The organism is Bifidobacterium callitrichidarum, assembly GCF_003129905.1.
GTDB classification, from domain to species: domain Bacteria; phylum Actinomycetota; class Actinomycetes; order Actinomycetales; family Bifidobacteriaceae; genus Bifidobacterium; species Bifidobacterium callitrichidarum.
Map to the genome: position 1 here is coordinate 1 of NZ_QFFM01000029.1, position 23,621 is coordinate 23,621.

The following is a 23,621-nucleotide window of genomic DNA, read 5'->3' on the forward strand; positions in this document are numbered from 1 at the left end:
CCACCCCCCCCGCCCCGCACCCCCCCCGTCTCAGCGGACGGTTCCGGGCCGCTTGTCGTTTCAGGACTTGCTACCTGTCACCGGCCGGCGGTCCTCAGGCCGAAAAGGCCCAAGAAACCCGCCCGCCGGCGGACCGGCTCACTGCTGGTCGCCGAGACCGAGGTCGTCGTCACCTTGGTCGGAGTAGAAGTCGTCCGGGTTGAAGTCGTCGCCGAGCTTCAGGTCGCCGAACTCCAGGTTGGAGAAGTTCAGGTCGGACAGGTCGGCGTCGGAGAAGGACGCATCGCCCAGGTCGCCCTCGCCACCCAGACCGAAGTTCGGGTAGATGGTGTCGCGGATGGCCTTGTCGGGCTCCACCACAGCGTTGCGGTAACGGGCGAGACCCGTACCGGCCGGGATGAGCTTACCGATGATGACGTTCTCCTTGAGACCCTTGAGGTCGTCGACCTTCTCGGAGAGGGCGGCTTCGGTGAGCACGCGCGTGGTCTCCTGGAAGGACGCGGCGGACAGCCAGGAATCGGTGGCCAGGGAGGCCTTGGTGATGCCCATGAGCGCCGGACGGCCCACGGCGGGCTTGCCGCCGTTCTTAACCGTGTTGCGGTTGATCTCGCGGAAGCGGGCGTTGTCCACCAGCTCGCCCGGCAGCAGGTCGGTGTCGCCGGAGTCGATGATGGTCACGCGACGGGTCATCTGGTGCACGATGACCTCAATGTGCTTGTCGTGGATATCCACGCCCTGGGAGCGGTACACGGTGTGCACCTCCTCCACGATGTTCACCTGGGCGGCGCGCTTGCCGAGGATGGTGAGGATCTTCTTCGGATCCACGGAACCCTCGACCAGCTGGGTGCCGACCTTGATGTGGTCGCCGTCGGCGACCTTCAGCGGCACGCGCTTGGACACCTGGTAGGTGATCGGCTTGATGATGCCCTCTTCCTTCGGAGCGCCGGAATCGGCGTCCGGGGTCAGGATGATCTGGCGGCCGCGATCGTTCTCCATCACCTTGATGGTGCCGGCGAACTCGGTGATCGGCGCCTCACCCTTCGGGGTACGGGCCTCGAAAAGCTCGGTCACACGGGGAAGACCCTGGGTGATATCGGAAGCCGCGGCCACACCACCGGAGTGGAAGGAACGCAGCGTCAGCTGGGTACCAGGCTCGCCGATGGACTGGGCGGCCACGATACCGACGGTCTCGCCGACGTCCACCAGCTTGTTGGTGGCCAGGGACCAGCCGTAGCACTTGGCGCACACGCCGCGCTTGGACTCGCAGGTCAGCACGGAACGGCACTTGACTTCCTCCACGCCATGGGCCACGAGGTCGTTGAGCACGTCCATGGACAGGGCGTCGTCGTGCTTGTAGAGCACGGTCTGGCCGTCGGCCGGGTCGATGACGTCGGCGGCGAGCAGACGGGAGTACGGACCACCGTCGGCGGCCTTGACGAGCACGAGGTTGCCCTCGGCGTCGCGGTCGGCCACGCGGATCATCAGGCCCTGCTTGGTGCCGCAGTCCTCCTCGCGCACGATCACGTCCTGGGAGACGTCCACCAGACGACGGGTCAGGTAGCCGGACTCTGCGGTACGCAGTGCGGTATCGGCCAGACCCTTACGGGCGCCGTGCTGGGAGATGAAGTACTCCAGCACGGACAGGCCGTCGCGGTAGTTGGACTTCACAGGACGGGGGATGATCTCGCCCTTCGGGTTGGCCACGAGGCCTCGCATGCCTGCGATCTGGTTGATCTGCATCATGTTTCCTCGTGCACCGGACTGCACGATGATGGCCAGGTTGGAGGTCGGGTCGAACTTGTCCTCGACTTCCTTGGACACCTCGGCGGTGCACTCGGTCCACAGGTCGATGAGCTCCTGGCGGCGGGCTTCCTCGGTCAAGAGGCCCATCTCGTAGTTGGCGTTGACCTTGTCGGCCTTGGCCTCGTACTCGGCGATCTTGGCGTCGCGCTCCGGAGGCTCGTTCACGTCGGAGAAGGCGAAGGACACGCCGGACCACGGGGCTCGGGTGAAGCCGAGATCCTTCAGGGCGTCCAGCGTGGCGGCCACCTGCTGGGTGGAGTAGCGCATGGCGATGTCGTCCACGATCTTGGACAGACGGCCCTTGGCCACCTGGTCGTTGACGAACGGGTAGTCGGTGGGCAGCGTCTCGTTGAACAGGATGCGGCCGTAGGAGGTGGCGAACAGCACGGAGCCGTCGTGGAAGCGCTCTTCCTTGGCGACTTCGGTCTCGCCCTCACGCGGGTCGAGCACCTTGACCTCGCCCGGCTCCCAGTTCTTCGGCAGCACGAAGTTCTCCGGCAGACGGATGAGCACCTTGGCCTGCATGTCGATTTCGTGCAGGTCGAGGGCCATTTCGGCCTCCTCCAGGGAGGAGAACACGCGACCCTGGCCCTTGGCGCCCTCGATGACGGTGGACAGGTAGTACAGACCGAGGATCATATCCTGGCTCGGCATGGTCACGGTGTGGCCGTCGGCCGGCTTCAGGATGTTGTCGGAAGCCATCATCAGGGAGCGGGCCTCGGCCTGGGCTTCGGCGGACAGCGGCAGGTGGACTGCCATCTGATCGCCATCGAAGTCGGCGTTGAAGGCGGCGCAGGCCAGCGGCGGCAGGTGGATGGCCTTGCCCTCCACCAGGATCGGCTCGAAGGCCTGGATACCCAGACGGTGCAGCGTAGGTGCACGGTTGAGCAGCACCGGGTGCTCGGAGATGACCTCCTCGAGCACGCCGTACACTTCGGTGTCGCCGCGGTCCACCATGCGCTTGGCGGACTTCATGTTCTGCGCGTAGTTCATGTCCACGAGGCGCTTGATGACGAACGGCTTGAACAGCTCGAGGGCCATCGGCTTCGGCAGACCGCACTGGTGCATGCGCAGGGACGGGCCGACCACAATCACGGAACGGCCGGAGTAGTCGACTCGCTTACCGAGCAGGTTCTGACGGAAACGACCCTGCTTACCCTTGAGCATGTCGGACAGGGACTTGAGCGGACGGTTGGACGCGCCGGTGACCGGGCGGCCACGACGGCCGTTGTCGAACAGGGAGTCCACGGCCTCCTGGAGCATGCGCTTCTCGTTGTTGAGCATGATCTCCGGGGCGCCGAGCTCGATCAGTCGCTTCAGACGGTTGTTGCGGTTGATTACACGACGGTACAGGTCGTTGAGGTCGGAGGTGGCGAAGCGGCCACCGTCGAGCTGGACCATCGGGCGCAGGTCCGGCGGGATGACCGGAATCACGTCGAGCACCATGGCCTCCGGCTTGTTGCCGGTGGTCAGGAAGGCGTTGACGACCTTCAGACGCTTGAGGGCCTTGGTCTTACGCTGCTCGGAAGCGTCCTTGATCTCCTCGCGCAGTTCCTTGGAGATGGCCTCCAGGTCGAGGGACTGCAGACGCTTCTTGATGGCCTCGGCACCCATGCAGCCGTCGAAGTAGTCGCCGTAGCGGTCCTGCATCTCGCGCCACAGGTCCACGTCGTCGACCATGTCGCCGGGCTTGAGCTTCTTGAACTTGTCGAAGACGGCGTCCACGCGGGCGATCTGGTCGTTGTAGCGGGTGCGGATGGCGGTCATGTCGCGCTCGGCGCCGTTGCGCAGCTTGGCGCGGGCCGGGCCCTTGGCCTCGCCGGCTTCTTCCAGGGCGGCGAGATCCTCCTCCACCTTCTTGGCGCGGGCCTCGATGTCGGCGTCGCGGCGCTGCTCGAGGCGCTTGATCTCGGAGTCGAACTCGTCCTGCAGGCCGGGCATGTCGTTGTGACGGGTCTCGTCGTCCACCTCGGTGACCATGTAGGACGCGAAGTAGATCACGCGCTCCAGGTCCTTCGGGGTCACGTTCAGCAGGTAGCCGAGACGGGACGGCACACCCTTGAAGAACCAGATGTGGGTGACGGGGGCGGCCAGCTCGATGTGGCCCATGCGCTCACGGCGCACGCGGGACTTGGTGACCTCCACGCCGCATCGCTCGCAGACGATGCCCTTGAAGCGCACGCGCTTGTACTTGCCGCAGGCGCACTCCCAGTCACGGGTCGGGCCGAAGATCTGCTCGCCGAACAGACCGTCCTTCTCGGGCTTCAGGGTGCGGTAGTTGATGGTTTCAGGCTTCTTGACCTCGCCGTGGCTCCAGCCGCGGATGTCCTCGGTGGTGGCCAGGCCGATGCGAAGCTTGTCAAATGCGTTGACGTCCAGCACTTGTTAATCCGTTTCTTTCAGAAAAAGTTTTGTTCGCGCCTCATCGTGGCGATGTCGGCGTCTTGGCGTGTTCACGCTGTGGGAGCCGTCCGGGCCGGACCAACCGCCCGCTCGACGATGGAGCAGGCGGCGGGTCCGACCGCGGACGGCCCGAGGGATCACTGGTACTCGGGCTCTTCGGCCTTCTGGTCTTCCTTGGCGGCCGCGTCCGGGCGGGCACCGATGTTGAAGCCGAGGTCGTCGGTGGAGTTCGCCGGATCGTCGTCCTCGTCCTTCATGTCGATGGCCACGCCCTCGGCGTTGAGCACCTCGACGTTCAGGGACAGGGACTGCATTTCCTTGAGGAGCACCTTGAAGGACTCGGGGATGCCGGCCGGCGGCAGGTTATCGCCCTTGACGATGGCGCCGTAGACGCGCACGCGGCCGTCGACGTCATCGGACTTGGTGGTCATCATCTCGTGCAGCGTGTAGGCGGCACCGTAGGCCTCGAGGGCCCACACCTCCATCTCACCGAAACGCTGGCCACCGAACTGGGCCTTACCGCCGAGCGGCTGCTGGGTGATCATGGAGTACGGGCCGGTGGAGCGAGCGTGGATCTTGTCGTCCACCAGGTGGTGCAGCTTCAGCATGTACATGTAGCCCACGGAGATCTGCTTGCCGTACGGTTCGCCGGTGCGGCCATCGAACAGCGTGGCCTTGCCGTCCGGACCCACGAGGCGGTCGCCGTCGCGGTTCGGCAGCGTGGTGGACAGCAGGCCCTTGAGGACTTCGGGCTTGACACCGTCGAACACCGGGGTGGCCACCGGGGTGCCCGGCTCGGCCTTCTCTGCGCCGGAGGGGATGAGCTTCTTCCACTCGGCCTCCAGGTTCGGGTCGAGGGAGATGTCCCAACCGGAGTGGGCGATCCAGCCCAGGTGGAGTTCCAGCACCTGGCCCAGGTTCATTCGGGAAGGCACGCCCAGCGGGTTCAGCATGATGTCCACCGGGGTACCGTCAGCCAGGAACGGCATGTCCTCTTCCGGCAGGATGCGGGAGATGCAGCCCTTGTTGCCGTGGCGGCCGGAGAGCTTGTCGCCCACCGTGATCTTGCGGTGCTGGGCGATGTAGACGCGGATCATCTGGTTCACGCCGTTGGGCAGCTCGTCGCCGTCCTCCTCGGCATCCTCGCGGGTGATCTCCTTGACGCCGATGACCGTACCGGTCTCGCCGTGGGGCACGCGCAGGGAGGTGTCGCGCACCTCGCGGGACTTCTCGCCGAAGATGGCGCGCAGCAGGCGCTCCTCCGGGGTCAGCTCGGTCTCGCCCTTCGGGGTGACCTTGCCGACCAGGATGTCGCCGGCCTCGACCTCGGCACCGATGCGGATGATGCCGCGCTCGTCGAGGTTGGCCACGGCGTCCTCACCGACGTTCGGCAGGTCGCGGGTGATCTCCTCGGCGCCCAGCTTGGTCTCGCGGGCGTCGATCTCGTACTCCTCGATGTGGATGGAGGACAGGGTGTCGTCCTGCACGAGACGCTGGGAGATGATCACGGCGTCCTCGTAGTTGTAGCCGTTCCACGGCATGAAGGCGATGAGCAGGTTCTTGCCCAGGGCCAGGTCGCCGTTCTGGATGGCGGGGCCGTCGGCCAGGACCGAACCGGCCTCCACACGCTCGCCGTCATGGACGATCGGGCGCTGGTTGTAGCAGGTGGTCTGGTTGGAACGCTGGAACTTGGCCAGCTTGTAGGAGCTGGTGGTGCCGTCGTCGTTCATCACGCGGATCAGGTCGGCGGAGACGTAGGTCACCACGCCGTCCTTGTCGGCCTTGATGACGTCGCCGGAATCGTTGGCGGCGCGCCACTCGGAGCCGGTGCCCACCAGCGGGCGCTCGGACTCGATCAGCGGCACGGCCTGACGCTGCATGTTGGTACCCATCAGCGCTCGGTGGCCCTCGTCGTGCTCCAGGAACGGAATCAGGGAGGCACCGAGGGAGACCATCTGGCGCGGGGAGACGTCCATGTAGTCCACGGAGCTCACGGGCACATCGACTGCCTCTTCCTCGCCCACTCGGGCAAGGGCGGACTTCTGCACGAAGTTGCCGTTCTCGTCCAGCTCCTGGTTGGCCTGGGCGATCACGTGGTCGAGATCGCGGTCGGCGGTCATGTACTCGACCTCGTCGGTCACATGGCCGTTGACGACCTTGCGGTACGGGGTCTCGATGAAGCCGAACGGGTTCACACGGCCGAAGGTCGCCAAGGAGCCGATCAGACCGATGTTCGGGCCTTCAGGGGACTCGATCGGGCACATACGGCCGAAGTGGGACGGGTGCACGTCGCGCACCTCCATAGAGGCGCGGTCGCGGGACAGACCACCGGGGCCCAGGGCGGAGAGACGACGCTTGTTCGTCACACCGGAGAGCGGGTTGTTCTGATCCATGAACTGGGAGAGCTGGGAAGTGCCGAAGAACTCCTTGATGGTGGCGTTCACCGGGCGGATGTTGATCAGGGACTGCGGAGTGATGGCCTCGGCGTCCTGCGTGGTCATGCGCTCGCGCACCACACGCTCCATACGGGACAGACCCGTACGCAGCTGGTTCTGAATCAGCTCGCCCACCTGGCGGATACGACGGTTGCCGAAGTGGTCGATATCGTCCACGTCCACGCGCAGGTCCACGTCCTCGCCGTTGCGCTTGCCCGGGAAGGTGGCGGCGCCGTCATGCAGGGCCACCAGGTACTTGATGGTGGCGATGATGTCCTCGCGGTGCAGGGAGCGGTCGTTGAAGTCGGCGGTCAGACCCAGCTTGCGGTTGATCTTGTAGCGGCCGACGCGGGCCAGATCGTAGCGCTTGGTGTTGAAGTAGAAGGAGTCGAGCAGGTTCTTGCCGGACTCGGGGGTGGGGGTGTCGGCCGGACGAATCTTGCGGTACAGGTCCACCAGGGCCTCGTCCTGGGTCTCCAGGGTCTCGCGGTCCAGGGCGTCGAGCACCAGCGGGTAGTCCTTGAAGGCCTCGCGGATCTCAGGCTTGGTCATGCCGATGGCCATGAGGAAGACGATGGCGGACTGCTTGCGCTTGCGGTCCACGCGCACCTGCGGCTGGTCCTTCTTGTCGATCTCGAACTCGAGCCAGGCGCCGCGGGACGGGATGATCTTCGCGCCGAAGACCTCCTTATCGGAGGTACGGTCCTGCTGACGGTCGAAGTAGACGCCCGGGGAGCGCACGAGCTGGGAGACGATGACTCGCTCGGTGCCGCCGATGATGAAGGTGCCGTGCGGGGTCTGCAGCGGGAAGTCGCCCATGAACACGGTCTGGGACTTGATCTCGCCGGTGTCGCCGTTCTCGAACTCGGCGTTCACGTACAGCGGGGCGGAGTAGGTGTAGTCCTTCTCCTTGCACTCCTGCACGGTGTGGCGGGGCTCCTCGAAGTACGGATCCGAGAAGGTCAGGGACATGGTCTGCGCGAAGTTCTCGATCGGGGAGATCTCGTTGAAGACCTCGTCAAGACCGGAAACGTGGGGAACGGTGTTGGTGCCGTTCTTCTCATCCTGCTCCACGCGCGCCTTCCAGCGCTCGTTGCCGATCAGCCAGTCGAAGCTGTCGGTCTGCACGCCCAGCAGGTAGGGCACATCGATAGGTTCCTTGATGGAACCGAAGTTCACGCGGTCCGACGCCTTGTGCAGATCGATGTCATGCTGGTCGGCGCGTGCGATGATGGTGGTGGTGTTCGTCGTAGCTGTGTTAGCCAATGGACGTTCCTTATCGCTCGCTTATTGAGTAATTTCCCCTGGGAGCGCCGGCATGGCCACCATATGCCTATGCGGACGCTTCATTGTCGATGGCATGCCCGCAATATGACATACCCTATGCAAAATCTCAATATTAGCGCTATGGAGCGACAAATCAAGGGTTCCAGTGCCTTTCCCGGTTGACGGACCGGGCACCGTGAAACGCCCTGTGCTTTCACGCCTCCTACTGGACGGTGAACACCACCTTCTCGCTCTTGACCTTCGGATCGTCCTTGAGGCTCAGCTGCGCCACATACGTGCCGGCGTTGACCGTGGGCCAGTCGGACTGGTCCGTGCATTCGGTGAGTGTGGCATTGGCATTGCCGTTCCACTTCATCTGCTGGGAATCCTTGTCTCCCTTGGCCATGAGCAGAAGACGGGAGTCGGCCGGGCAGACGTCGGATCTGTAGATGGTCTCGTTGCCGGAGGTGATGGTCAGGATGCGGCTCGAATCGGAACCGTCCACCAGGCAGCTGCCCGTACCCTCATGCACGAGGGTGGCGGTGAATTCCATGGTGCCTCCCACCGGCATGGACTGGGATTTCGAGGACAGCTGCAGTGAAAGGTTCTTGGTCGAACAGTCCTTCACGCTGCTGGTCTTCTTCGGCGTGGGCACGCTCTCACGGGAGATCGCATACACTTCGTCATGGTGGATTGCGGTGTTGATGGCACTCACGCCGCGGCCGAGACTATAGATGCAGAAGCCGATCAGCGCCAGTATCAGCAGCAGAATCACGCCCACCACGATGCGGCGGCGACGGTAAATCGCCTGCTGCTTCTTGCTGATCCTGCGTTTACGTTTTTTGGGCCCGGATACGCCGGCGCGTCCGGGCATGGTCGACCTGCCGGAGCCCCCTCTACCGGATTTGCCGGCCCTTCCGGCTCCAGTCCTGCTCCCCCGCGCGTTCCTCATGCCCGAATCGTTCCTCTGCACTGCCATAACGGTTCCAGTCTACGGCCGCATACCCGGACACACACGACGCCGGGGCGTTTTTCACGAGAACACCAGCCTTAAAGCATCCACTCGGACATCAGCCTTGCGGCAGACGCAGCGCACCATCCTCCGTCATCTCGATGAGGCCGTCGTCGTCAAGGCTGGCGATGCAAGCGGCGAGCTGGGCCTTGTCCTTCCACAGCGCTTCGGCATCGCTCCTTGCGAGCGTTGCACCGGCGGGCAATCCTCGCAACGCGGCAAGCACCAGCCCGCGTACCTGACGGTCGGTGCCCTGGAAGCGCTGGCGGGGTCTGGTGCGCCGCTCCCCCAGTCCGGGCCTGCCGAGCTTCAGGAACCGGCAATCGTGCGCGATCGGGCAGACCTCGCACATGGGCGACTTGGCCGTGCACATCACGGCGCCCAATTCCATGACCGACTGGTTCCACGTCACCGAATCACGGACGGCTTCGGGCAGGACATGTGCGGCGAGCGCGCGTTCCGCGGGACTGGCCGCTCCCCCGAGCGATTCGGCACCGAGGAACACACGGCTCAATACGCGGCGGATGTTGGTGTCGATCACGGCGATCCGCTCGCCGAATGCGAAGCTCATCACGGCGGAGGCGGTGTAATCGCCGATGCCGGGCAGGCCGGTCAGCTGATCATAGGTGCGGGGCAGTTCGTCGGCGTAATCGCGGGCCACCACCTGCGCGCATTCCTGCAGGCGCAGGGCCCGGCGGGGGTAGCCGAGACGTCCCCAGGCGGTGATCACGTCGGCCTTGGGGGCGTCGGCGAGCGCTCGGGCATCCGGCCAGCGGGCCATCCAGTCGGTCCAGTAGGGCACCACGCGGCTCATCTGCGTCTGCTGGCTCATCACCTCGGAGACGAGCACGCCCCACGGTGTGGTCCGGCCGAAGCGCCAGGGCAGGTCGCGGGCGTTCGACTCCCACCATGCGGCCAGGCGCAACGCCACGTCGTCATGGACGGCGGCGTCCTCCGGCACGGGCGTCCGGGCGAGCAAAGTGCCGCGGGACCTGCGGGGACGCTGATCGGAGTGGGGCTGTGCTGTGTCGTTCATCGTTCTTATTCTTAGCAGCTATGACGAACGAGGCTGAACTGAACCCGCAAACCCCAGAAAATCCGGAAGCCAAGGTCGAGAAGATGTTCGAATACGGCTACCGCAAGTCGAACTACGGGCCCGACGAACTGGTGACCGACGCACACGGCAATCCGATCTCCGTGGTGGACGCGATGCTGTCCGCCGAGAAGGCCGCGGCCACCGAGACCGTGACGCCACACCTGTGCTACTACTCCCCCCGCATCCCCGGCAACACGGGTTCGGCCATCCGCCTGTGCGCGGTGACCGGCACGATCCTGCATCTGGTGGAGCCTCTGGGCTTCAACCTGCGTGACACCAAGCTGCGCCGCGCCGGCCTCGACTACCACGATATGGCGCATGTGGTGCTGCACCCGAATTTCGAGAACCTGGTGGAGTCGATGCCCAACTCGCGCATCATCGCGTTCACGGCACACGCCACCAAGCTGTACACGGACATCGAGTACCGTCCGACCGACATTCTGCTGTTCGGTCCGGAGCCGGGTGACATCCCCGATCCGATGGACATCATGGCGGGTCCGCATGTGGCCGAGCAGGTGCGTCTGCCGATGCGCCCGTCCCTGCGTTCCCTGAACCTCACCAACTGCGCGTCCATCGCCATCTACGAGGCATGGCGTCAGCTGAACTTTGCCGGCGGACGGTAGACAGCCGCGAATCCGGATATTTCAAAGGGATATCTCGCTTACAAGGGGCTGACTCCCGCCTTGCGGAAGACCTATCTGCGTTACGAGGGGTCGCAAAACGCAATAATCCCGGGTATGTACGTTGCAATCGCAACGCTCGTACCCGGGATTATTCCGTACAAGAGCCCCTCGTAACGCAGATAGACGTTCCTGACAGGCGAAATCAGCCCCTCGTAAGCGAGATGTCTCCGTCCAAGGCCCTATTTCAGTTCTTGAAGCTGTGGATTGGGGCAGGGATGCGGCCGCCGCGCGTCACGAACGCCTCGCAACTGGTCTGGTTCACCGGCATGATGGGCGCGTATCCCATCAGACCGCCGAAGTTGGCCATCTCGCCCACGCCCTTGCCGTAGACGGGAATCACGCGCACGGCGGTGGTCTTCTGGTTGACCATGCCGATGGCCGCCTCATCCGCGATGAGGCCGGAGATGGTGGCCGCCGACGTGTCTCCGGGGATGGCGATCATGTCGAGACCCACCGAGCACACGCAGGTCATGGCCTCAAGCTTCTCGATGGTGAGGCATCCGGAGGATGCCGCATCGATCATGTTCTTGTCCTCGGAGACCGGGATGAACGCTCCGGACAGTCCACCCACATAGCTGGACGCCATGATGCCGCCCTTCTTGACCTGGTCGTTGAGCATCGCGAGCGCCGCGGTGGTGCCGGGGGCACCAACCTGTTCGAGGCCGATTTTCTCCAGCACCTCGCCCACCGAATCACCCACGGCAGGGGTCGGGGCGAGGGAGAGGTCGATGATGCCGAACGGCACGCCGAGCCTGCGGGACGCCTCCTGGGCCACAAGCTGGCCCACACGGGTGATCTTGAAGGCGGTGCGCTTGATGGTCTCGCACAGGAACTCGAAGTCCTTGCCCTTGGCGGCGTCGAGCGCGCGGGAGACCACGCCCGGGCCGGAGACGCCCACGTTGATCACCGCGTCGCCTTCGGTCACGCCGTGGAAGCCGCCGGCCATGAACGGGTTGTCGTCCGGCACGTTGCAGAAGGCCACGAACTTCACGCAGCCGTAGGAGTCGTTGTCGCGCGTGTTGTAGGCGATGTCCTTGATGATGCGGCCGAGCAGTTCGACGGCGTTCATATCGATGCCGGTCTTGGTGGAGCCCACGTTGACCGACGAGCAGACGATGTCCGTCTCGGAGAGGGCCTGCGGCAGGGAGCGGATGAGCAGTTCCTCGGCCGGGGTCATGGCCTTGGAGACGAGCGCCGAGTAGCCGCCGATGAGGTCCACGCCGACTTCCTTGGCCGCCTTGTCAAGCGCATGGGCGATTTGGACGAAGTCCTCGCTGGTCTTGCAGCAGCTGGCGCCGACGAGCGAGATCGGGGTGACGGTGATGCGCTTGTTAACGATCGGGATGCCGTAGTCGTTTTCGATGGCCTGGCCGGTGGAGACGAGGGCCTTGGCATACGTGGTGATCTTGCGGTAGATCTTGTCGCAGGTCTCCTCGACCGTGTCCGCCGCGCAGTCGAGCAGCGAAATGCCCATCGTGATGGTGCGCACATCGAGCTTCTCCTGCTCGATCATCTGATTGGTCTCGTGGACCTCCATGATATTCAGCATGGCGTTTCCTTTCAGTGGATCCGGCACAATCAGATGCGGTGCATCTTGGTGAAGATCTCCTCGCGCTGGCAGCGGATACGCACGCCGATGTCGTCGCCGAGATCCTCGAGATTGCCGACCATGGCGCTGAACTCCTTGTCGGAGGCGGAGTAGTCCACGATCATCATCATGTTGAAGAAGCCATCGATGATGGTCTGCGAGATGTCGAGAACGTTGACGTGATGGTTGGAAAGGTAGGTGCAGACTCGTGCGATGATGCCGACGGTGTCCTGGCCGACGACGGTGATGATGGCCTTGTTCATGGCGCTCCCTGATTGATGCTGATCGGAAATAGGATTTTCGAACATATGAAAAACGGGTGCTCCCAGTATAGGGGAACACCCGTTACGGTTTATGGTGCGTCTCAGCGGCGCGCCAACGGAAACCGGCAATCAGTCGGAACCGTCACGCAGCCAGCTTCTCGATGTCCACGTGCACCGGCACGAGCTTGGGCTCATCCTTCTGTTCCTTGAGCAGGAAGGAGCACACCAGCACGATGACCACCAGCACCATGCCGAACAGGTAGCCATAGCGGGAGCCGTCCACAAAGCCCTGGGCAGGGTTCGTGCCACCCGCCGCAGTGTAGTTGGTCTGGCCGAGGCCGAGCAGGCAGGTGGCCACGGCGGTGGCGATGGCACCGCACACCTGCTGCATGGTGTTCATGATCGTGCTGCCGTCCGCAGCCATGTGGCCGGGCAGTGACTTGAGCGCCGCGGACTGCGAGGACTGCTGGATGAACGGGATGCCGACCATCACGATGATGTGCGCGGCAAGGAACAGGGCAACGGGCGTCGAAACGCCGATGGCGAAGAACAGCGCGCCGCCGATGATGGTCAGCACCGAGCCGATCCAGACCAGCTTCTTCGCACCGTAACGATCGAACATGCGGCCGGCGGCCAACGTGCACAGCGCGTTGATCACGCCGCCGGGCAGCATGAGCAGGCCGGCGACGGTGGAGCTCAGTCCCATGCCTCGCTGCAGTTCCTGCGGAACCAGATACATGAACGCCAGCGTGCAGGAGAACGAGCAGCTGATCATGATGGCAGGCGTGCGGAACGCCGCGATGCCGAGCGCGCGCAGATCGAGCAGCGGGTCGGCGATGTGCAGCTGACGGTAGGCGTAGAACGCCAGCACGAGCACGCCGATCACGAGCAGGCCGATGACCAGCGGCGAGAAGCCCATGTCGCTGATCAGGCTCACGCCGGCGACGAGGCAGCCGAAGCCGATCGCGGAGGCGATGATGGAGATCACGTCGACGTTCGGACGGGTGCGTTCGATGGGCGTGACGAAGAACAGCGCGGTGCATACGATGGCAACGACGGCGACGAGCGCGAACAGCGCGAAGATCGCACGCCAGGAGAACGCGCCGATGAGCGCGCCGGCGATGGTCGGGCCGATGACCGGGGCGAACATGATGACAAGGCCCGCCACGCCGTTGGCCGCACCGATCTTGTGCAGCGGGAACACGCGCATGATGGCCGCGTACATGGTGGGCAGCACGATGCCGGTGCTGACGCCCTGCAGGATGCGGCCGGCCAGCAGAATCGGGAAGGTGGGCGCGATGGTGCATACGATTGCGCCGATCAGGAAGCAGACCAGCGCGAACAGCACGAGCGTCTTGGCCTTGACCCACTTGAGCATGAAGCCCACGCACGGCAGCACCACGCCGATGGCCAGCATGTAGCCGACGACCATCCACTGCGCGGTGCCGGACGAGATGCCGAAATCGGTCATCAGGTCGGGCAGGGTGATGTTCATGGACGTTTCGGACAGCATGCCCAAGAACACGCTGATGTACAGGCCGAGCATGACCTTGTGCGGGTGGTCGAAGTGCTGGTGATGGTCCGGCACGAACGCGGAATCGTCGAATTGGGTATTACGAATGGTTGTCTGCTTGTCGGACAACGGAATCCTCTTCTGTATCTCTGTACTCGTTGCCGTTGCGCGACGCGCGCCATGCATGCCGCAGCCCACCGGCTCCCGCGTGATTCCGCGGGTTGCGGTGTGCGACTTCATTGGCGGGCGCCGAAAACCCCTAACGTCCGGGTCACATTCGGCAACAAAAAATCGCATGCCATCCGACAAGTAATACGCCGGTTGGCATGCGATTATTCAAAACAAGAAGTCACCGTAATACGTTTTTCGATTTTTCGTAAGTACGGCCGCGCGTGTCGCGGGATGCTCCCCTCAGTCAGCTTCGCTGACAGCTCCCCTCAGAGAGGGGAGCCGGAAGAGGAGACTTTAGGCTTCGCGTGACGCCGAAGCCGCGGCAACGTCCTGCAATTACGGACGGCCTTCGGCCGGCTCATCATCACCTCGGTTCGCCTATCGGCTCACCTCGGCCGTGGCTAGTCACAGTCCACTGGACTGTGACTACGCCTCACGCGATGCGCTCGGCGCCGCCACAGCGGCCAAAGCCCTCGGCGCGTGGAAGCCGCGCTTTTCGAATTCGTCGGCGATGGCTTGGGCGACCTCGTGGCTGCGGCCCTTGTCGACCAAGGCGATGATGGAGCCGCCGAAGCCGCCGCCGGTCATGCGGGCGCCGTAGGCGCCGTTGTGGCGGGCCACGTCCACAGCCACGTCGAGTTCGGGCACGGTGACCTCGTAGTCGGCGGCCAGGGAATCGTGGGAAGCGTTGAACAGGCGGCCCGCGGCCTCGATGTCGCCGTTGGCGAAGGCGTGCACGAAGGAGCGCACGCGCTCGATCTCGGTGACCACGTGGCGCACGCGCTTCTTCATGGTCTCGTCCGGCAGGGCATCCAGTGTTTCCTTGAGGGCCTGGAACGGGTCGTCGGCCTTGGCGATGCCGTCGGCGGTGACGCGCAGGTTGGCCACGCCGAGGATCTTGGCGGCCTCCTCGCAGGTGGCGCGACGCTGGGCGTACTGGCCGTCGTTGAGCTGGTGCGGGGCCTGGGTGTCCACCACAAGCAGTTCGAGGCCGTACTTGTCGAGGTCGAACTCCTGCTGGGAGACGTTCTCCAGCGGGGTGAGCTCCGGACGGCAGTCAAGCAGCAGCGCATGGCCGGCGGCGCAGCGCATGGAGGCGTTCTGGTCGAGACCGCCGGTGGAGGCGCCGGCCATCTCGTTCTCGGACTTGATGGCGGCGTTGATCAGGGTCACACGGCCGGCGTCGGAGTCGCCGTAACCCAGGCCGTACACGTCATCGAGCGCCAGCGCGGTGGAGCAGGTCATGGCGGCGGAGGAGCTCAGGCCGCTTCCCAGCGGCACGCAGGAGACGAACGCGGCGTCGAATCCCTTGACCTTATCGAAACCAGCCTCGCGCAGCGCCCAGGCCACGCCGGTCGGGTACGCGGACCAGCCATCCACGCCGCGGGCCTTAAGGCCTTCGAGATCGGCTTCGGCCACCTTGTCCGGAGCCACGTCGGAGACCACGCGCACCTTGGTGTCCTCGCGCGGGGAGAGGGCGATGAATGTGCGGTGCGGCAGGGCGATCGGCAGGCACAGGCCGGCGTTGTAGTCGGTGTGCTCGCCGATGAGGTTCACACGGCCCGGAGCGGCCCACACGCCCTCCGGCTTGGAGCCGTACGTCTTGGAGAACAGGGCCTCGGCCTGCTCCACGCCGCCTTCATGGGAGATCGGTTCGATGAATTCAACAGCAGTCATTGGTGTTTTTCTTTCTATACGTGTTCATATATCGAGGCTCCCCTTCCTGAAGGAATCCGCCCGCAAACGGGCTGGGGGAGCCTCAATAGTGCATCAGTCGGCGATGTCGATGTCGCCGAGCTCGTGGAAGCGCTTGGCGATGAGCTCCGGCGTGGTGTCGGAGATCCAGGCGGCCATGCCGGACTCGGAACCGGCCAGGTACTTGATCTTGTTGGCGGCGCGGCGGAAGGAGAAGAACTGCAGGTTGAGGCGGTAGTTCTCACGGCGCTTGTCGTGGATCGGAGCCTGGTGCCAGGCGGCGATGTACGGCAGGTCCATGCCCTTGCCGTCGCCCTTGTCGAAGAAGGCGTTGCCGCGCTTGAGCAGGTGCGAGTACATGGAGGCCAGATCCCAGCGCTCGTCGTCGTTGAGCTCGTCGAGGGTAAGCACGTCGCGCACCGGGGCCACATGGACCTCGAGGGGCCAGCGGGCGGCGGCCGGCACGTAGGCGACCCAGCTGTGGTTGCGCATCACGATACGTTCGCCGGCTTCGAGCTCGGCGTTCATGATGTCCTTGAGGAGGTTGCCGCCGGTCTTCTCGTGGTAGGCCTCGGTGTGCTGGAGTTCCTTCTCCATCTTCGGGGCGATGAACGGGTAGCAATAGACCTGGCCGTGCGGGTGGGCGAGGGAGACGCCGATCTCCTGGCCGTGGTTCTCGAACGGGAAGATCTGCTCGATGCCCTCCATCTTGGAGATCTCGGCGGTACGGAAGGCCCAGGCCTCCACCACGGTGCGCAGGCGGGAGACCGGCAGGTCGGCCGGCAGGCCGTGCTCGTTCGGGTCGAAGCAGATGACCTCGCAGCGGCCGGCGGCGAGCTTCTTCTCCCACAGCGGGTTGCCGTCCACGTAGGTCACGTCCTCGGAGACGCCGGGCACGCGCACCATCGACGGGAAGCGGTTTTCGAACACCACGACGTTGTAATCGGTGTCCGGCACCTCGCCGTCCTGGTACGGGTCGCCGGGCTTGCGGGCGGCCAGCGGGTTGCCCTTGGCGGTGGCGCCGGGGCCGGCGGTGATCGGGCGGTTCATACGGGCGGTCGCCATCGGGATCCAGTCGCCGGTGAGCGGATCACGACGCATCTGCGGGGCGGCGTACGGCACTTCGTTGCCGTCGGCGTCCAGGTGCGGGGCGAAGCGGTAGGCCAGCGGGCGCGGATCCTTGAGCTCGCGGGTCTTGGCGCCGGAGACGTACTCCGGATCGTCGTCCAGGTAGAAGAAATCACGGCCGTCGGCGAGCGTCGTCGGCGTGATGCGGATGTGCTTCTTCGCGTACTCCCCAGGGGTGTAGTTGGCGAAATCAGCCATGGGTGTCACTCACTTTCCTCATTGGTCTCGCTCTGGTGGGCCAGCACGAGTTCCTTGACCAAATCCTTTGTTTTGGCGGCGGAGTCGGGATCGAGACCGTCGTCGGTGATGACCGTGTCCACCTGATCGAAGCGCGCGAACAGGGACAACGACGTGCAGCTCCACTTGGTGTGGTCGGTCAAAACTATGGTGCGATCGGCGATGTCCATCATCGCCATATCGGTTGCGGCCTCCAGCGAGTTCGGCATGAGGAAGCCGCGGGGAATCGACACCGAGTGGGTGCCGAGGAATACGGTGTTCACGCGCAGGGAGGCCACCACCTTGTCGGCGATGGGGCCCACGAGCGAGTTGGATCGGGTGATCACGCCGCCGGTCACGATCACCTCGACGTCCTTGGATTCGAGCGCCTGCACCAGTTCGGCCACGGGGATCGAATTGGTCAGGATCGTGATGCCGCTGGACTGCTGCGATTCGAGCAGATGCTGGGCGAACACGTACGCCGTGGTGCCGCCGCCGATGGCGATCACGTCGCCGGGGGCCACGTACTTGACGGCCTCCTGCGCGATGGCATCCTTGAGCCCGATGTCCATTTGGGACTTGACGGAGAAGAGCGGCTCGCTCAACAAGGTGCTGGTGGTCACGGCACCGCCATGGACGCGCTTGAGCAGACCCTTGTCCGCCAGCTCGGCGATGTCACGACGGATGGTCATCGCTGACACACCCAGCTCCTTCGAGAGCGCGGTGATGCGTACGGCACCGCGCGTACGCAGCCTGCTCAGGATCAGGTGCTGACGTTGTGACGAAATCATACGAACATTATCGCACACAAAAACTCACAAAACAAACCGGCCTGAGCGTTTTGAGGACAAAATCCTGAAATTCTTGTACTTTTCCTCGCCGAATCACGGCACGATCCCCCGAAATCGCGCAAAATCGCACATTTCTCGGGGGCATCAGGACATCGGGCCGCACAAACCGGCAGCCCGATACCGGTTCCACGGCGCATGACCCAGGTCCGTCCGGCATGCGGAACCCGTGAGACAATAGGAGTCATGACCTACGTTTCGCAAAGCTTCTGGCATGATGCCGTCAACAAAGCCACCACCGACCTCTTCACCTTCGGCTATAAGCACATCATCAAGCCGAACTTCGTATTCAATCATCGCCCGGACGAGGCGCACGACCAGATGATCGCCTTCTGCTCCGCGGTCAGGCACATGCCGCCGCTGCTGTGGGCCGAACGCACGATGCTCGACTACACGGATCCGATTCTGGAGACGCAGGTGATGGGCGTGGACTTCAGCAACCCGTTCGGCCTGTCCGCCGGCCTGGACAAGAACTGCGAGATGCCCGTGCTGCTGGACAACGCCGGCTTCGGCTTCGAAACCGTGGGTTCCACCACCGCCCGCCCATGCCCCGGCAACGCCAAGCCGTGGTTCCACCGTCTGCCCGAATACGATTCGATGATGGTGCATGTGGGATTGGCCAACATCGGCTCGGACAAGGTCATCGAGCGCGCGGAGAAGGCCTGGACGCAGGCCCGCCAGATGCAGGTGTCCGTCTCCATCGCCCGCACCAACGACGCGCTGTGCGGCGATCTGGACGAGGGCATCGAGGATTACTGCATCTCGATGCGCCGGGCCGCCGGCCGCACGGCGATGGTGGAGGTGAACGTCTCCTGCCCGAACACGCACGTGGGCGAGCCGTTCACGTCCTCCCCCGAGGCGCTCGACCGCCTGTTCACCGCGCTGGACAAGATCGACCGTCCCCAGCCCACGCTGGTCAAGATGCCGTTGAACAAGCCATGGCCGGAGTTCAAGGAGCTGCTGGACGTGCTGGCCGAGCACAATGTGCAGGGCGTCTCGCTGGCCAACCTGCAGAAGGACCGCACCGGTCTCGAGATTCCGCGCGACTGGGAGGGAGGTCTCTCCGGCGGCCCGTGCGCCGTGGCCAGCACCGAACTGGTGCGCAACGTGTACCGCGACTACGGTGACCGTTTCGCCATCGCCGGCATCGGCGGCGTCTTCACTCCGGAGCAGGCCTATGCCAAGATCCGCGCCGGCGCGAGCTTGGTCATGTTCATCAGCTCGCTGATGTACCGCGGCCCGCAGCAAATCACCGTGTTGAAGCGCGGACTGGCCGAACTGCTGCGCCGCGACGGCTTCGAGCACGTCGCCGACGCCGTCGGCGTGGATGCGTGACTTCACCCATGTTTGGCTCCCCTCTCTGAGGGGAGCTGTCGAACGCAGTGAGACTGAGGGGAGCACCACGAATAACCCGTAGTACTCCCCTCAGTCAGCTTCGCTGACAGCTCGTCCCGCAATTACGGACAGGCTACGCCAGCACTCTCTTAGCTCGACTGCCGTCTCGCACATTGTCTGCAAACAGCACACCGTGCTGTTTGCTTTACGACAATGTCCTCAGAGAGGGGAGCCAAAATCACAAGGAATTAGTACGCACCGGTCACGTACTGCGGGGCATACGGGGCCTCGGCCGTGGGCACGCCGAGCTTGCTGGCGGCACGCAACGGCCAGGACGGGTCGCGCAACGCCGCGCGGCCGATCTCCACGGCATCCGCCTGTCCGCGTGCGAGGATCTTGGCGGCCTGCTTGGGCTTGGTGATGAGCCCGACCGCGGTCACCGGCACATCGGCCTTGAGCCGCACCTGCTCCGAGAACGGCACCTGATAGTCGGGTTTGACCGGAATGGACACGCCGGACACCATACCGCCAGTGGACACGTCCACCAAATCGACGCCATGCTCCTTGAGTACCTTGCTCAGCGCGATGGTCTGGTCAAGGTCCCATCCGCCTGCGGCCCAGTCGGTGGCCGAGACACGCACCAATACCGGCATCTCCTGCGGCACCGTACCACGCACGGCATCTACCACTTCCACTAGGAAACGCGAACGGCCGTTCAGATCGCCGCCGTATTCATCTTCACGTTCGTTGATGAGCGGGTCGAGGAACTGGGAGATCAGGTAACCATGCGCCGCATGGATCTCGATGGCCTGGAAGCCCGCCGCCACCGCACGGCCGGCGGCCGCGGCGAACGCCCCCACCAGACCGTGAATCTCATCCACGGACAGCGCGCGCGGCGTATTCAATCCACCGAAGGCGATCGGCGAGGGTGCCACGGTGGGCCAGCCACCGGCCTCTTCGGGCACGCTCTGGCCTTCATACCCCACGGCGAAGCAACCGGTCGACGCCTTGCGGCCGGCATGGTTGAGCTGGACGGCGGGCACGGCACCGGCCTCGCGGATACCGTCCACGATCCAGCGCCAGGCATCGATCTGGCCGTCCTCCCACAGGCCCACGTCGCACGGGGAGATACGCCCCTCCGGCGCCACGGCGGTGGCCTCGGCGATAATCATGCCGAATCCGCCGAATGCGCGGGAGACATAATGCTGGTAGTGGAACGGCGTGGGACGGCCGTCGCGCGCGAACGCGGAATACGTGCACATCGGCGGCAGCCAGATGCGGTTGCGCACGGTCAGGCCACGCAGCGTCATCGGCGTGAACAGTCCGGGACGGTTTTTCTTGGCGTTCTTGTCTTCCTTGGCCACGGCCTTGCCTTTCTTCTTGCCGGACTTGGCGTCCGGCCCTTCCACCGGCTTACGCTTGCCGGACTTGGTCTTCACTGAGGATTGCGGCGCTCCCCCATTCGCCGAATTCTTCCCGGACTTCGCCGAGGCGGCCTCGGTGACCGCCTTCAGCTCCGGCAAGTCAAACCCCCGGAAATCGAAATTCTCGTGCTTGAGATCATCATGCTGATCGGTGTCGTTCATCGCTCCCCTTCGTTGGTCGGCCGTCCCCGGCGGCCTGTGGACAGGACTGACCATATAGTCCCTAGATATTGTAGAACGGGCGCCGTCTGAAAGACGAACGCCCGTTAACTACGTAATTTTTTCACCGCCGAATCAGCCGGCCGCCAGCATCACTCACTGGCCACTGTTGGTCTGGCCGCCGTTGTTCTGGCTCTGATTCTGGTTCTGGCCGTTGTTCTCAGTGCCCGGCGTGGTGTTGGTGGTGCCACCGTTGTTGGTCTGGTTCTGCTGGCCGTTCGTGGTGGTCTGACCCTGACCGTTGTTGGTGGTCGTGCTGTTCTGGTTGTTGTTAGTCGTGCTTTGCGGCACGCTGTATTCACGGCCGCCGATGCCGTAGTACTTGCCCGTGGCAGTGTACTTGGAAGACGGCGTGCCATAGTCGTTGTCTACCGGCAACTGCTTCTTGTCCGCATAGGCGTTGAGGAAGTTGCGTACGGCCGGGGCCGGGATCATCGAACCATCCCAGACGCTTTCGTACACACCGTTGATGGTCATGTTGGCGATGCGGTTGGCGTACGGGTTCTGCGCGTCGCCGGCCACGGCGAACGTGGCGATCTGGTTCGGGATGAACGATCCTGCCGAAATCGCCAGATCGTCGCTCGTACCGGTCTTACCGAACGACTTGCGGCCATTGTTGAGCTGGAACGCGAAACCGGCACCGTCCGACCTGACCACACCCTGGTTCAGCGTGTAGGCCAAGGTCTGGATGATGTCCTTGTCCACCGCCTGGTGGCAATTGGCGGACGGCACCTTGAGGTCGTTGCCGTCCTTGTCCGTTACCTTTTTCAGGGCGATCGGGCTGCACTGCACGCCGTTGGAGGCGTACACCGCGAAGATGCTGGCCATGGTCAGCGGGGAGACGTTGACCGAACCGATCATCATGGACGGGGTGTACTGGGCGGTCTTGTCGATGGTCTCGCCGGTGGCGGCATCGTGGTAGCCCACCTCGGTGGCTGTGTCCGCCACCTTGCAGAGCTTCAGGATGGTACCCATCGAGGCCTGCGTGGTGTTGTGGGAGCGGACCAGACCGAGGAACGGGCTTTCAGGGTTCACCGTACCGGAGCCCAGCGCGTTCTGCACACTCCAGGAATCCGCGCCGCCGGTGTAGTTGCTGCAGGCGAAGTCCGTGGTCGGGTAAAGCGTCGTGGTCTGGAGGTTGTCGTTGATGGAATGGCCGGCTTCCATCCATGCGATGAGGTTGATCGGCTTCCAGGACGAGCCGATGGTCCAGCCGGAGCCGCCGCCGTCCGCGAGGTCGACCGCGAAGTTCTGTCCGGACTTGGTCGGGTCATTGTCCGCGGCGGAGGTGGCGTCATAGTAGCGGTTGAGACCGAAGCCCAGTACTTCGCCGGTACCCGGTTTGACCGAGGCCATGGCGATCTCCATGCCGCTGGCATCGTTGGCGGGGATGGCGTTGCGCGCGGCCTCCATCATCTGCGCGTTGGCGTCCACGTCAAGCGTGGTCACGATCTTCAGGCCGCCCTCCTGGAGGAGCTTGTTGCGCTCGGCGCGGGTCTTGCCGAATTCCTTGGAGTTCTGGATGCGGTGCACCACGAAGTCGCAGAAGAAGGCGTAGTCGCCGGTGTCCTGGCAGCCCACGTTCACGCTCTGCGGGTTGAGGGTGTCCTTGAGCGGGGTGTTCACGGCCTCGTCATACTGCTTCTGGGTGATGTACTCTTCCTGCAGCATGAGCTTGAGCACGATGTTGCGCTGATTCTGGCTTTCCTTGAGGTTCGCCTCGATGAGCGGGTCGTACTTGTTCGGGTTCTTGGTGATTGCCGCGATGGTGGCGGACTGCACCACGTTGAGGTCCGCGGCGGACACGCCGAAGTAACGCTGGGCGGCGGTCTCCACACCGTACGTGTTCACGCCGAACTGGGCGATGTTGAGGTAGCCCTGCAGGATTTCGGGCTTGGTGTACTTCTTCTCCATCTGCACGGAGATGAGCATCTCACGCACCTTGCGGGCGATGGTGTCCTCGGTGGCGTGGTACTGCGCGATCGAGTCGTCGTCCTCGATGGCCTGCATGAGGAGCACGTTCTTGACGTACTGCTGGGTCAGGGAGGAACCGCCCTGCTGGCTGTTCTTCAGCATGTAGGTCTGTACGAAGGCGCGCATCACGCCCTGCACGTCGATGCCGGCGTGGGTCCAGAATCGGCGGTCCTCACGAGCGACCACGGCCTGCTGCATGGTTTTGGAGATCTTGCTCAGCGGCACCACGATGCGGTTCTGGTTGTAGAACGTGGCGATCACGGTCTTGCCGTCGTTCGCGTACATGATGGACTTCTGCGGCAGGCTGGTCACATCGAAGTCCACGTTCTCCACCTTCAGCGAGGGGATCACGGCCTTGGCTGCGTTGTTGGCGGCGAACACGCCCGGCACGAGCAGCACGCTGGCCACCACGCCGCCGGAGACGGCGAGCATGATGTAGGCCAGCAGGAGAACAAGCACACGATGGACTGTGAGGGACTTCTTTTTGGGCATGCGGCCCATTCTAAAGGTGCCGCCCTACCAACCCGTGTTTCACTTCAGCCTTACGGA

At 64.0% G+C, this 23,621-nt stretch carries 14 protein-coding genes; 2 read left to right on the forward strand and 12 right to left on the reverse strand.

The features are described 5' to 3' along the window. Window positions 1-138: 138 nt before the first annotated feature. The 4 genes from DF196_RS11160 to DF196_RS11175 all read right to left on the reverse strand — a co-directional run bounded on the left by DF196_RS11160 (window position 139) and on the right by DF196_RS11175 (window position 9,973). Window positions 139-4,185: a DNA-directed RNA polymerase subunit beta' gene (locus DF196_RS11160; RefSeq protein ID WP_109057882.1), complete on the reverse strand. Its 4,047-nt coding sequence runs from the start codon at window positions 4,183-4,185 to the stop codon at window positions 139-141. Window positions 4,186-4,343: 158 nt separating this feature from the next. Next, window positions 4,344-7,907, reverse strand: coding sequence for a DNA-directed RNA polymerase subunit beta (gene rpoB / locus DF196_RS11165; protein ID WP_109057883.1), 3,564 nt, complete (start codon window positions 7,905-7,907; stop codon window positions 4,344-4,346). Between the two features lie 223 nt (window positions 7,908-8,130). Further along, window positions 8,131-8,886, reverse strand: a complete 756-nt coding sequence (locus tag DF196_RS11170; RefSeq protein WP_170115059.1) for a hypothetical protein — start codon at window positions 8,884-8,886, stop codon at window positions 8,131-8,133. Between the two features lie 91 nt (window positions 8,887-8,977). After that, window positions 8,978-9,973 carry an HhH-GPD family protein gene (locus DF196_RS11175; RefSeq protein ID WP_421728487.1) on the reverse strand — a complete coding sequence of 332 codons (996 nt, stop codon included), beginning with the start codon at window positions 9,971-9,973 and terminating at the stop codon, window positions 8,978-8,980. 2 nt (window positions 9,974-9,975) lie between these two features. On the opposite strand from DF196_RS11175, the gene DF196_RS11180 reads away from it, so the two are divergent. Next, complete coding sequence (locus DF196_RS11180; RefSeq protein WP_109057885.1) at window positions 9,976-10,638, forward strand: tRNA (cytidine(34)-2'-O)-methyltransferase; 663 nt, start codon at window positions 9,976-9,978, stop codon at window positions 10,636-10,638. Window positions 10,639-10,882: 244 nt separating this feature from the next. Here DF196_RS11180 and DF196_RS11185 read toward each other — a convergent pair whose 3' ends face one another. The 6 genes from DF196_RS11185 to DF196_RS11210 form a co-directional block, all read right to left on the reverse strand. Beyond that, window positions 10,883-12,247, reverse strand: a complete 1,365-nt coding sequence (locus DF196_RS11185) for a PFL family protein (RefSeq protein ID WP_109057886.1) — start codon at window positions 12,245-12,247, stop codon at window positions 10,883-10,885. Between the two features lie 29 nt (window positions 12,248-12,276). Continuing rightward, entirely contained in the window at window positions 12,277-12,549 is a 273-nt protein-coding gene (locus tag DF196_RS11190) for an ACT domain-containing protein (RefSeq protein ID WP_109057887.1), read from the reverse strand. A 142-nt stretch (window positions 12,550-12,691) separates the two neighbouring features. Continuing rightward, window positions 12,692-14,170 (reverse strand): DHA2 family efflux MFS transporter permease subunit, encoded by a 1,479-nt coding sequence (locus tag DF196_RS11195; RefSeq protein WP_338323330.1) that lies wholly within the window; start codon window positions 14,168-14,170, stop codon window positions 12,692-12,694. A 489-nt stretch (window positions 14,171-14,659) separates the two neighbouring features. Beyond that, window positions 14,660-15,910, reverse strand: a complete 1,251-nt coding sequence (galK, locus tag DF196_RS11200; protein WP_109057888.1) for a galactokinase — start codon at window positions 15,908-15,910, stop codon at window positions 14,660-14,662. 93 nt (window positions 15,911-16,003) lie between these two features. Next, a complete protein-coding gene (galT, locus tag DF196_RS11205; RefSeq protein ID WP_109057889.1) occupies window positions 16,004-17,254 on the reverse strand; it encodes a galactose-1-phosphate uridylyltransferase in 1,251 nt (416 codons plus the stop codon). A gap of 5 nt (window positions 17,255-17,259) precedes the next feature. Beyond that, on the reverse strand, window positions 17,260-18,063 hold the full coding sequence (locus DF196_RS11210; RefSeq protein ID WP_033891309.1) for a DeoR/GlpR family DNA-binding transcription regulator: 804 nt from the start codon (window positions 18,061-18,063) through the stop codon (window positions 17,260-17,262). A gap of 243 nt (window positions 18,064-18,306) precedes the next feature. Here DF196_RS11210 and DF196_RS11215 point away from each other — a divergent pair, with 243 nt between their 5' ends. Continuing rightward, a complete protein-coding gene (locus tag DF196_RS11215) occupies window positions 18,307-19,455 on the forward strand; it encodes a quinone-dependent dihydroorotate dehydrogenase (RefSeq protein ID WP_109057890.1) in 1,149 nt (382 codons plus the stop codon). A gap of 248 nt (window positions 19,456-19,703) precedes the next feature. Here the strand turns inward: DF196_RS11215 and DF196_RS11220 are convergent, their stop codons facing one another. Next, entirely contained in the window at window positions 19,704-21,041 is a 1,338-nt protein-coding gene (locus DF196_RS11220; RefSeq protein WP_170115060.1) for an NADH:flavin oxidoreductase/NADH oxidase, read from the reverse strand. A gap of 153 nt (window positions 21,042-21,194) precedes the next feature. Further along, entirely contained in the window at window positions 21,195-23,573 is a 2,379-nt protein-coding gene (locus tag DF196_RS11225) for a transglycosylase domain-containing protein (protein WP_109057891.1), read from the reverse strand. Between the last annotated feature and the right edge of the window lie 48 nt (window positions 23,574-23,621).

What these genes read in the sequence shown, in the direction of transcription:
- DF196_RS11170 (WP_170115059.1), bottom strand. Translation starts at nt 8,886, where the DNA reads ATGGCAGTGCAGAGGAACGATTCGGGCATGAGGAACGCGCGGGGGAGC.
- DF196_RS11180 (WP_109057885.1), top strand. Translation starts at nt 9,976, where the DNA reads ATGACGAACGAGGCTGAACTGAACCCGCAAACCCCAGAAAATCCGGAA.
- DF196_RS11185 (WP_109057886.1), bottom strand. Translation starts at nt 12,247, where the DNA reads ATGCTGAATATCATGGAGGTCCACGAGACCAATCAGATGATCGAGCAG.
- DF196_RS11190 (WP_109057887.1), bottom strand. Translation starts at nt 12,549, where the DNA reads ATGAACAAGGCCATCATCACCGTCGTCGGCCAGGACACCGTCGGCATC.
- galK (WP_109057888.1), bottom strand. Translation starts at nt 15,910, where the DNA reads ATGACTGCTGTTGAATTCATCGAACCGATCTCCCATGAAGGCGGCGTG.
- galT (WP_109057889.1), bottom strand. Translation starts at nt 17,254, where the DNA reads ATGGCTGATTTCGCCAACTACACCCCTGGGGAGTACGCGAAGAAGCAC.
- DF196_RS11210 (WP_033891309.1), bottom strand. Translation starts at nt 18,063, where the DNA reads ATGATTTCGTCACAACGTCAGCACCTGATCCTGAGCAGGCTGCGTACG.
- DF196_RS11215 (WP_109057890.1), top strand. Translation starts at nt 18,307, where the DNA reads ATGACCTACGTTTCGCAAAGCTTCTGGCATGATGCCGTCAACAAAGCC.
- DF196_RS11220 (WP_170115060.1), bottom strand. Translation starts at nt 21,041, where the DNA reads ATGAACGACACCGATCAGCATGATGATCTCAAGCACGAGAATTTCGAT.
- DF196_RS11225 (WP_109057891.1), bottom strand. Translation starts at nt 23,573, where the DNA reads ATGGGCCGCATGCCCAAAAAGAAGTCCCTCACAGTCCATCGTGTGCTT.